Here is a 335-nt window from a genome sequence, read left to right as displayed (position 1 = left end):
CAATAAATTTATACAACCAAATAAGATTACATTTATCTTTAGACTTTAAAACACCAAATATGGTATATAAATTATCAGCTTAAATTAATTATTAACCTGTAGCCATATTTCAGGACTAGACATTTGAGAAATGACGAAATACATTCAAATTTTTATAATCCTTTTGACATTATCTGCTTGCGGACAAAATGTGACTGAAATGAAAACACCTGAAAATGTGAATGAAAAATTTGCGGAATTTACAGCAAAGAAAAAGTTCGTAGAAGAAAATTTTTATCCTGGAATTGCAGACGAAAAAATGCGACCAGTTTTTACGGAAAAAATAAACCAAATCG

General features: G+C 28.4%; 1 protein-coding gene. It reads left to right on the top strand.

The window, feature by feature from the left end:
• Window positions 1–130 precede the first annotated feature (130 nt).
• On the top strand, window positions 131–335 hold a 205-nt coding region (locus EGM88_RS15030), incomplete at its 3' end, for a DUF4844 domain-containing protein (RefSeq protein WP_123899239.1).

It is taken from the genome of Aureibaculum marinum, assembly GCF_003813905.1.
Taxonomy (GTDB): domain Bacteria; phylum Bacteroidota; class Bacteroidia; order Flavobacteriales; family Flavobacteriaceae; genus Aureibaculum; species Aureibaculum marinum.
Note: the sequence above shows the minus strand (reverse complement) of the source record. Positions and strands in the feature narration are given on the sequence as shown.